Annotated in this window: 5 protein-coding genes; all 5 read left to right on the forward strand. The window is 46.0% G+C overall.

The genetic code is table 11. The features are described from left to right. The gene (locus ADIAL_RS05780) at positions 1-1,629 is read left to right on the forward strand and encodes a glycoside hydrolase family 13 protein (RefSeq protein ID WP_155849189.1); all 1,629 of its coding nucleotides are present in this window, start codon (positions 1-3) and stop codon (positions 1,627-1,629) included. 226 nt (positions 1,630-1,855) lie between these two features. After that, on the forward strand, positions 1,856-3,187 hold the full coding sequence (locus ADIAL_RS05785; protein ID WP_034301179.1) for a sugar ABC transporter substrate-binding protein: 1,332 nt from the start codon (positions 1,856-1,858) through the stop codon (positions 3,185-3,187). 159 nt (positions 3,188-3,346) lie between these two features. Continuing rightward, a complete protein-coding gene (locus ADIAL_RS05790; protein ID WP_034301181.1) occupies positions 3,347-4,663 on the forward strand; it encodes a sugar ABC transporter permease in 1,317 nt (438 codons plus the stop codon). After that, positions 4,663-5,592 carry a sugar ABC transporter permease gene (locus ADIAL_RS05795; protein ID WP_269317617.1) on the forward strand — a complete coding sequence of 310 codons (930 nt, stop codon included), beginning with the start codon at positions 4,663-4,665 and terminating at the stop codon, positions 5,590-5,592. Before ADIAL_RS05790 ends, ADIAL_RS05795 begins: the two co-directional genes overlap by 1 nt. Positions 5,593-5,692: 100 nt before the next feature. Then, positions 5,693-11,426 (forward strand): pullulanase (locus ADIAL_RS05800; protein ID WP_051503749.1); only part of this gene is annotated, 5,734 nt, incomplete at its 3' end.

Here is an 11,426-nt window from a genome sequence, read left to right on the forward strand (position 1 = left end):
ATAATGATGAAGTGGTGGCAAAATGCTGTGGTATATCAGATTTATCCTCGCAGCTTTCAGGACAGTAACGGTGATGGGATAGGTGATATCCAGGGGATTATCAGCCGCTTGGATTACCTCCAGGAACTGGGGATCGATGCCGTCTGGCTCAGCCCAGTCTACGCGTCTCCCAATGACGATAATGGCTACGATATCAGTAATTATCAGGCGATCCATCCGGATTACGGAACCATGGCGGACATGGACGAGCTGATCGAAAAAGCCCGGGACCGGAATATCCGGATTGTCATGGATCTGGTTGTTAACCATACCAGTGACGAACATCAGTGGTTTATCGAAGCAAAAAAAGGGAAAGACAGCCCCTACAGGGATTATTATATTTGGAGGGACCCGGTAGCCGGTGGGGTGCCAAATAACCTGACCTCTGCTTTTAGCGGCTCAGCCTGGACACTGGATGAAAACAGCGGACAGTATTATCTGCATCTCTTCAGCAGCAAGCAACCGGATCTGAACTGGGAAAACGAGCAAGTCCGCCGTGAAGTGTACGACATGATGAATTTCTGGCTGGATAAGGGAATTGGCGGCTTCCGCATGGACGTGATTGATCTGATTGGTAAAGTACCGGATAAGGAAATCACAGCTGATGGACCAAAGCTTCATGACTATATCCAGGAAATGCATCAGGAAACGTTGAAAGGCCGAGATGTCATGACGGTTGGAGAGACTTGGAGTGCTACGCCTGAAACAGCCCGTCTTTATTCTCATCCGGACCGCGAGGAACTATCGATGATATTCCAATTCGAACATATTCTGCTAGAGGAAGAGCCAGATAAAAGTAAATGGGACATCAAGGATCTGGACCTGGTGGAATGGAAAAAAGTACTGACCAAGTGGCAGGTCGAGCTGACAGCTGACGGCTGGAACAGTCTCTTCTGGAACAATCATGATACGCCCCGCGTAGTTTCACGATGGGGGAACGATACCACCTACCGCAAGGAAAGTGCCAAGCTTTTTGCCATCCTGCTGCATCACATGCGTGGGACACCCTACATTTTTCAGGGGGAAGAAATCGGTATGACAAACCGGGTGATCCAGTCGGTCGACGAAGTGGATGATATCGAAAGTCGCAATATGTACTATGAGCGTTTAGAGAAGGGCTATTCAGAAGAGGAGTTGCTGCATCTCATCAATGTCAGAGGACGGGACAATGCTCGGACGCCGATTCAATGGGACGACAGCAAGCATGCCGGCTTTACAGAGGAAACCCCCTGGCTGCCGGTCCAGCCCAACCACGTTGAGGTGAACGTGAAACAGGCTCTGGAGGATAAGGAGTCTGTCTTTTATACTTACCAAAAACTGATCCGACTGAGAAAAGAAAACCCAATTCTAGTCCGGGGAGATTTCAAACTGTTGCTGCCAGCCCACCCAACCGTTTTTGCCTACGAACGTCAGTTTGAGGGAGAAAGATGGCTAGTCTGCGGAAACATCAGCAGTGAACCGCAGGAGATTTCTCTCTCGGAAAGCGGAGAAGCAGACGTTATGATTGTTTCAAATTACAGCAGAGCAGCTGTTGATTTGAAAGCGATACAATTAAAACCCTATGAAGCTTTTTCAATAAAATTAAAATAAAAAAGTCATAATGTCATTTGTGTTACATCCTGATACCGGTAACATAAAAAAAACAATTGAAACAATTGCAGGAACCTTATATAGTAGTAATGTAATCACTTACAAAACATTTCTCATAGGCCAGATTAAGCGGGAAGGTACCTCCCGCCTAATAAAGCAGCTGAGAATTCAAGTGTAGCACGATGGGTTAAAGAACTGAAAAATCAAAAAACAGGAGGAACAAATCATGATCGATTCTAAATTGTTGTACAAAGGAATGTTACTGCTCTCAACTGCCGGTATTCTAGCAGCTTGTGGCAACGGAGACACTGGGGACACAGAAGATACAGGGACGGACACAACTGAAGAAACAACTGACGATGCAGCTGAAGACACCAATGGTGAGACGGCTGAAGGTAATGGAGACGAAGATGCTCCGGAAAAACCGGAATCACTGGCTATGTGGGTCAATGACGAAGATATCCAAATCGATGCCTACGAAGAAATCACTGCCCGCTTTACCGAAGAGTACGGTATCGAAGTTGAACTGACTCCATACGAAATGCTTGAGCAGACAGATGGCATTAGTTTGGACGGACCAGCTGGTTTAGGACCAGATTTATTCTTCCAGCCGCATGACCGTATGGGAGACATCCACCTGCAAGGACTGGCCGCTGAACTTGAAATGACAGACGACCAGTTGGACCGCCTGGCTGAATATAATGAAGAAGCCGTTCAAGCTTTCAGTTTTGAAGGTATTCAGTATGGTATTCCAGCCGTTGTCGAGACATACGCTTTATTTGTCAACACTTCACTAGTACCGGATGCTCCTGAAACGATGGACGAATTGGTTGAGATTGCTCAAGATTTGACAGAGGGCAATCAATATGGATTTATGATGGATGCGGGGAATCTGTACTTCGCTTACCCATTCATCACAGCAGACGGCGGCTATATTTTCGCACAGGATGAAGATGGTGTCTATGACGCTTCAGATATCGGACTAAACACACCGGAATCAGTTTCTGGGGTTCAAGGGATTCAAGACTGGTTTGTTGAATATGAACTAATGCCATCAGGAACAGACTTGGAAGTGGCAAACAGCTTCTTTATGGATGGCCAGCTCGGTATGATTGTAAATGGACCATGGGCTATTCAAGATTACCGTGAAGCACTGGGAGACGACTTGTTGGTTGTTGAACTGCCTACACAAAACGGCGAGCCACTAAACTCCTTCTCAGGGAACAAAGGCTGGTTGGTAAACTTCTTCTCAGATAATGAATACTGGGCAACTGAACTGGCACTCTTCATAACTAACGAAGAAAGCTCTCAGACTTACTTTGAAGTAGCAGGGGAGCTGCCAGCGCATACAGCTGTTGATATTGATGATGAGTTCCTGTCTCCAATCTTTGATCAGGCACAAAATGCTCACCCAATGCCAAACATTCCAGAAATGTCTCAAGTATGGGATCCAATGGCAGATGCCCTTGAATTCGTGCAGCAAGGTGACGATGTTCAAGAAGTGCTTGATGAAGCTGTCGAGCAAATCGAATCAAACATCTCTATGATGGGTCAATAAAAATCTTGTAGATACAGTCAACTGAATTGAAACTGTGAAGAGATTGAGATATGACGCTCAGTCTCTTTGCTTTCATCCTGGTATAAAAATACTATGAAAGAAAATAACCGGTGACTTACGTACGTGATACAAGTGAATGGGTTTAAAAGGAGAATCATTATGTCAAATGAAAAAGAAAGCAAACCTGTAAAAGTCCCTAAAGGTGCAGATTATTCGCATAGTCCCAAAAAAGCTATGTTGTTGTCAATCATTCCAGGTTTTGGACAGATCTACAATAAACGACGAATAAAGGGGATACTGATATTAACACTGTTTCTGGCTTTTGCAGTTGTCATGTTCAACTTTGTCACGTCGGGTCTACAAGGATTGATTACATTAGGAGAAACACCACGAATTGATGATTCCCGTGTATTTATCATTGAAGGAATTATAGCTATGTTCTTTGTCATCTTCTATGCAGTGATGTATGTAGTTAATATAAAAGATGCTAAGGCAGAAGCTATAAAAATACAAAATGGTTGGAGCCCTGGGGGCCTTAAAGAAAACTTTAAAAATGCCTGGGATACAAGTTTCCCATATGTCATGATTGGCCCTGGGCTATTGTTGTTAATTTTTGTAGTAATCCTTCCTTTACTGTTTATGGCATTTATGGCCTTTACCAACTACAATTTGTTCAATGCACCTCCAAGAAACTTGCTCCAATGGGTCGGGTTTGAGAACTTTATCCGACTAGTGACCTTGTCGGAATGGCGTAACACGTTCTTTAGTGTATTGTCATGGACACTGACGTGGACTTTTGTTGCAACGACACTATCTATCGCACTTGCAATGTTCTTGGCTATTTTGACCAATGATAAACGATTAAAAGGTACACGCCTGATTAGGACCGTTCTTATTCTTCCGTGGGCGGTACCGGGATTTGTAACGATTATCATATTCTCTGCGCTTTTCAACGATAACTTTGGAGCTATCAATCTGGATATTATTCAACCGCTGTTTGGCACAAGTATACCGTGGATGAGTAATGTGATGTGGAGTAGAATAGCAATTATAATGATTCAAGTTTGGCTAGGCTTCCCTTATGTATATGCATTATTTTCGGGAGTCTTAAAAGGGATATCAGATGACTGGTATGAGGCTGCTGATATGGATGGCGCTTCCCGCTGGCAGAAGTTTAGAGAAATTACATTTCCGCACTTAATGTTTGCTACAGGCCCATTGCTATTGACGCAGTATACGTTCAACTTCAATAACTTTAATATTATTTACCTGTTTAATGAAGGTGGACCTGCTGTCAGAGGGCAAAATGCTGGAGGAACAGATATTCTAATTTCATGGGTGTTCAAGCTTACTTTCGATAATGCCCAGTTCAGCATGGCAGCAGCGATTTCCTTGATTTTGGGACTGATTGTTGCAACATTCGCATTCTTCCAGTTCCGACGATCGCGATCCTTTAGAGAAGAGGGGACAATGTAATGGAAAATTATTCAGAAACTAGCACCAGTACCATTGATAAAACCAATAAAAAAACTGATGATCAAGTAAAAGCAAAAAGAAAACCGATGAATCGCAAAACGAAAAATAGGTTAGAATTAGCACTCATGTACACAATTATTGGAATCATGTTTGTCATAATTTTTTATCCACTATTTTGGGCTTTTGCCATATCTATGAACACAACAGCTAGCCTCTTTGGAGCATCGCTGTCTCCAACTACTTGGAGCTTGGACAATTATATATGGCTGTTCACTAATCCAAGAAGTAATTACTTGACTTGGTACGGGAATACGCTGTTTGTATCAGTAATCGTCTCCTCTGTGACGACCTTGCTCGTTAGCTTGACAGCTTATGCTTTTTCACGTTATCGCTTCAAAGGACGAACGTATGGTTTATATGCATTTCTATTACTTCAGATGTTCCCGGTACTGATGGCGATGGTGGCATTGTTCATCCTGCTCAATACCATTGGCCTGCTTGACAATTTGTGGGGACTGATCCTGATATATATCGGTGGAGGGATCCCGATGAATGCCTTCCTGGTGAAAGGCTACTTTGATACGATTCCCAAGTCTCTGGATGAGTCAGCAAAAATGGACGGGGCCGGTCATTTCCGGATCTTTTTCCAGATCCTACTGCCGCTGGCCAAGCCTATCTTGTCTGTTGTAGCGCTGTTCAATTTCATGGCACCGTTCATGGACTTCATCCTGCCGCGGATCGTTCTAAGAAGCCCAGAGAACTTTACACTGGCTCTAGGGCTGTTTAACTTTGTTAATGCCCAGTTCTCCAACAATTTCAGCCGCTTCGCCGCCGGAGCTGTCCTGATCGCGATTCCGATTGCGACTGTTTACCTGATCCTTCAGAAATATCTGATTTCAGGTTTGGCATCCGGTGCAACGAAAGGCTAGTTCTGGCACCAATAAATTCAATGATTCTCCTTGCTTGAGGGTAAGGAGAATTATTTTGGACATAATGTAAGCGTTATATTAAAGAAAATGGAGGCAGTAAATGAAAACTAAATACTACCCGGTTTTTTCCGCATTCTTAGTTGTCGTTTTACTTTTTCAATCATTTGCCCAGCTTTTCCCCGTTTTCCAGACCGTAAGCGCCGAGACCGAACGGACGCTGCGCGTACATCTGGAAACCGATTCTATCGACAATAATCTATCACTCTGGCTATTTGGGGACGTGTTGAATGAGTCAACCGACTGGCCAAACGGATCTCCGTTTAGTGAAGAGAACCAGACAGACTTTGGGTATTACCAGGATATCGCCATTGAAGCCGAAGCGACTCAAATCGGTCTGATTCCGGTCAATGCCAGTGAAGAAAAATTGATTGAAGATGACGTCGTCATCGATTTGTTTGAAGGCGTAGAAGAAGTATGGGTCAGAGCAGACGGATCCGTCTACTACTACGAGCCAGTCGACTTTGACACACCGACTTTGAGAGTGCATTACTTAAACGATTCAGTGAACTATGAAGACTATGGTGTCTGGTTCTGGGGAGATGCGCCCAACCAGCCAGGTACCTGGCCGACCGATGCTGTATCTTTTTCAAATGAGCAAGTAGGCCGTCACGGGGCCTATGTTGACATCCCTGTTAATGAAAATGCAGGAAGCTTCGGCTTTTTGATTGTCAATACTACAGACGGAGACGACAAGAAGACAGAAGACTTGAGCTTCACTGCTTTTGATTCAATGAACCAGGTCTTTGTCACAGCCGCTGATCCTGAACAGGCGTTTACTAATCCATTTTATATGGAAGAAGCAGCCGAAGAAGAGCCCGAAGATTCAGAAGGAGAAGGCGAGATTTCACTATCTGCTTCTGTCAGCCGCGCCTTTAACTACAATGAGCATGCCCTCCTGGATGTGGAGATCGAAAATGACTCTAATCTGTCCATCGACCGTATCAGAGCAGACGTCTCTTCCATTGGTGGCCCGAGTGCCTTAGTCATTTCACCGGAACTGAACCGTGTGACTTTATCTGTAGACCACACAGTTGCTCCGGGTACCTACCCAATCACAGTCAGTGTCTGGGATGAGAACAATGGACGCTACACTACGCAGACTGAAGTAACAATCACTTCACGTGAAAGAGCAGCAGGCGAGCGTGACTGGGATGAAGAAATTATCTACTTTATGCTGACCGACCGTTTTGCGGATGGTGACCCATCCAATAATGATCCTTATGGCATGAACTATGATCAGGCCGACAATCCCCGCGGTACTTATCAAGGGGGAGATTTCAAAGGGGTAACAGAAAATCTTGATTACCTGGATGACCTGGGTATTTCAACTATTTGGATTACTCCAATTGTTGAGAACGTAGCCTATGATGTATCCTACGCTGATCCGAATAACGGCAGCTACTACGGCTATCATGGCTACTGGGCAAAAGATTTTGAAGAACTGAACCCGCACCTGGGAACACTGGCTGATTTCCATGAGCTGATTGACCGTGCAGCTGAGCGTGATATCAATATCATGGTCGACGTTGTGTTAAATCACCCGGGATATGGACTGCACCCAAGCAATGGAATAGAGAATCCTCCGGCTGGTTATCCGACAGATGAGGACCGTGCCCGTTTTGACGGCATGATCAGAGAAGAAGGCGGAAACAATGACCTGACAATGGAGCTGGCTGGCTTGCCGGACTTTATTACCGAAGACCAGGCAGTCAGAGAACAGCTGGTTGAGTGGCAGGCTGACTGGATCACCAAATCAACTACTCCTAACGGCAATGCCATCGCTAGCTACCGTGTGGATACTGTCAAGCACGTGGACGATACAACTTGGCAGCACTTTAAAAACGAACTAGTAGAACGCGACCCGGCCTTCAAAATGATTGGTGAATCATGGGGAGCGAACTATAGAAATGACCAGGGTTACCTGAATACGGGAACAATGGACAGCTTACTGGACTTTAGTTTCAAAGACTATGCCAGAAGCTTTGTCAGAGGAAACCTGACTGCTGCAAATAACACATTGATTGAACGAAATAATGTTTTGACTAGTGATGCAACACTGGGGCAGTTTTTGGGTAGTCACGACGAGAACGGCTTCCTGTATGCTTTGGGTGGAAATGAAGGCCAGTTGAAATTGGCGGCTACCCTGCAGATGACAGCAAAAGGACAGCCAGTCATTTACTACGGAGAAGAACTGGGTCAATCCGGACCGGACAACTGGCCTGTATATGACAACCGCTATGATTTCGGCTGGGATATAATGGAAGGAAACGATATTCTGGACCACTATCAGCGTGTGATCGGCTTCAGAAATGAATTCTCTCAACTGCTTTCAAGAGGTTCGCGAGCTGAATTCCTGACATCTGCTGATGAAGACTGGATGATCGTGGAACGGGCCTTGAATGACGAATCTGTCTATATGGCTTTCAATGTATCCGAAGAAGAACAGACCTTGTCTGTAGAAGTAGACAGTGAAAACGTAGTGGTCATGGACCATTATGCTGAAGCTGAATACACTGCAGTCGAGTCAGACGGTGCACAGGTCGTGACCTTTACTGTGCCGGCTATAGCAGACGGCGGAACAGCACTGCTTTCGATTGAGAATGGAAACTTCCTTGCTGAAGAAGTGGACACACCTGATGAGCAAGAAGAGCCCGCTGAAGAATCAGATATTGCGGAAGGCTTCTTTCGTCTCCATTTTGCGTCGCTTCCGGAAGAGGATCTGTCAAATCTTGGACTCTGGATCTGGAACGATGTAAAAGCCCCGTCTGAATCCGTTGGCAGCTGGCCTAATGGTGCTCTGTCTTTTGACCAGGCAGTTGCAACAGACTACGGCTACTACATGGATATCGAACTGGCAGACAATGCCGAACAAATCAATTTCCTTATCAATAACCGTGGGGGAACCAATCTGACAGGCGACATGGGACTGAGACTGATTGTTCCTGAAATGAACGAAGCCTGGCTCGACCATGAATATGCTGTTTACCCTTATGAACCTTTATTTGAGGAAGACATGATCCGTATCAATTATTCCAGAACAAATGGAGATTATGATAACTGGGGCCTGTGGACCTGGGGAGATGTCGCGGAAGAAACTCAAAACTGGCCGGATGGCGCACACGACAGTGACGGTATCGGTCGTTATGGTACCTTCTTCAATCTTGACCTGGCTCCTGATGCAAATGAAATCAACTTCCTGTTTTTAAATAAGGCTGGAAGTGAGCAGACACCTAACTACGCATTTGATGGTGTAAGAGAGCACACACAAATTTTCATGCGTGAAGGAGACGATACGGTTTATACTAATCCTTATTATGCTAGCGAAGCTGGTGTAAAACGTGTGGAAATGATTTCTGAGACTCAGATTGAAGTCTTCTTCCATTCTGTAGACGGGCTGACAGAAGACGAGCTTAATGAGTGGCTGACAGTTAGAGATGCTGAAGGCAATGAGGTTGAATTCACATCGCTGACGATTCAAAGCGAAAGCAACTCCGTTTTACTGGAAGGTGATTTCTCTGTAGAAAATGGACCTTACACTGTTCTTTTCGATGAGACTGTTTACGAAGCCCGCATGGGCTGGAGACTGAAAGATGCTCTCTATGCTTACGATGGCGATTTGGGGCTGGAACTGCACACAGACGGTACAGCTGACTTGAAATTATGGTCACCAAGTGCCGATGCAGTCCGTGTCGTTCTTTACGACAAGGATGACTCGAAAGTTGTCGTGCGTGACGATATCGAAATGGACAGTCTGGACTCAGGCGTCTGGCAGATTGAACTAAACGAAGCGTCTACGGGACTGGACGATGTGACCGGCTACTACTACCACTTCGAAATCGAACGTGACGGCGAAATCGTTCTGGCACTGGATCCGTATGCCCGCTCCATGGCGGCCTGGGACAGCAGTGACCCGGACAATTATATCGGCAAAGCAGCAATCGTCAATCCGAGCCACATTGGACCGGAACTGGACTATGCAGAGATTGACGGTTATGAAAAACGTGAAGACGCCATCATCTATGAAATTCATGTCAGAGACTTTACTTCTGACCCGTCCATCGATGACGAACTGGAAAGTCAGTTTGGAACCTTCAGTGCTTTCATCGAAAAACTGGACTATATTGAAAGTCTGGGTGTGACACATGTTCAGATGCTGCCGGTCATGAGCTATTTCTTTGCAAATGAGTTTAATAATGACGAGCGCATGCTGAACTATGCCTCAACTAATACGAACTATAACTGGGGTTACGATCCGCACAGTTACTTCTCTTTGACGGGCATGTATTCAGAAAATCCTGAAGACCCTGCCAAGCGTATCGAAGAATTCAAGAACTTGATCGATGAGATTCATACCCGCGGGATGGGCGTCATTCTGGATGTGGTTTATAATCACACAGCCCGCGTGCACATCTTTGAAGATTTGGAACCGAACTACTACCACTTTATGGATGCAGACGGTACACCGCGTGTCAGCTTCGGCGGCGGACGCCTAGGCACAACGCATGCGATGGCTCGACGTATCCTGGTCGATTCTATCACTTACTGGGTGGAAGAGTTTAAAGTCGACGGTTTCCGCTTTGACATGATGGGCGACCATGATGCAGAAAGTATTCAAATTGCCTTCGACAAAGCGCAGGAACTGAACCCGAACATCTTAATGATTGGTGAAGGCTGGCGCACGTTTGTAGGAGATGAAGGCTATGAAGATGTTATGCCAGCTGATCAGGACTGGATGCAGCATACGGAAGCTGTGGGCTCATTCTCTGACGACTTCAGAAATGAACTAAAATCCGGCTTCGGAAGTGAAGGAGAGCCGCGCTTCATTACAGGCGGTGCCCGTTCCGTTCAGCAGATTTATGACAATCTGACAGCCAATCCACACAACTTTACAGCCAGCAACCCTGGCGATGTCGTTCCTTACATTGCGGCACATGATAACCTGACCCTGCATGACGTGATTGCCCAAAGTATCCAGAAGGATCCGGCCGATCACCAGCAAGAGATTCACCAGCGTATTCGACTGGGGAATCTGATGGTTCTGACAGCTCAAGGAACACCGTTCATTCATGCCGGTCAGGAATTCGGACGCACCAAGCAGTTCCGCGACCCTGAATTTATTGAGCCTGTATCAAATGACCGGGTACCTTACAAGTCTACATTCATGACTAATGCCGACGGTACGCCGTTCAAGTACCCTTACTTTATTCATGATTCCTATGACTCAACGGATGCCATCAACTTGTTTGACTGGAATAAGGCAACCAATGCCGAAGAGTTCCCGATCAATGCCGTGACACAAAGCTTTACAACCGGTCTGATTGAACTTCGACGCAGCACGGATGCATTCCGTAAAGGCACACTGGAAGAAATCGATGAAATGGTATCCCTTGTTGATGTACCGGAAATCGGTGAGCAGGACCTTGCCATCGTTTACCGTGCGGAAGACTCCAACGGAGACGTCTACTATGTCTTTGTGAACGCAGATGACAGTGAGCGCACATTTACGTTGGATACTGACCTGACTGAAGGCTATGTACTGGTTGACGGCACACGTGCTGGAACGCAGGCCATCACTGATCCCGAGCAGATTGAAATCAGTGAAGCTGGAGTCACTATGGATCCGCTGACGGCATCAGTGATCGTGCTTACAGACCGTGATATGAGCGAAACACCTGACGAAGACGGGGAGACAGAAGTGGATCCTGACGAAGATGACGCAACCGGTACTCCAGGAGGAGACGGCGCAACCGGCACTCCAGGAGGAGACGGCGCAA

Origin of the sequence: Alkalibacterium sp. AK22, from assembly GCF_000585255.1 — a bacterium.
GTDB lineage: Bacteria > Bacillota > Bacilli > Lactobacillales > Carnobacteriaceae_A > Alkalibacterium.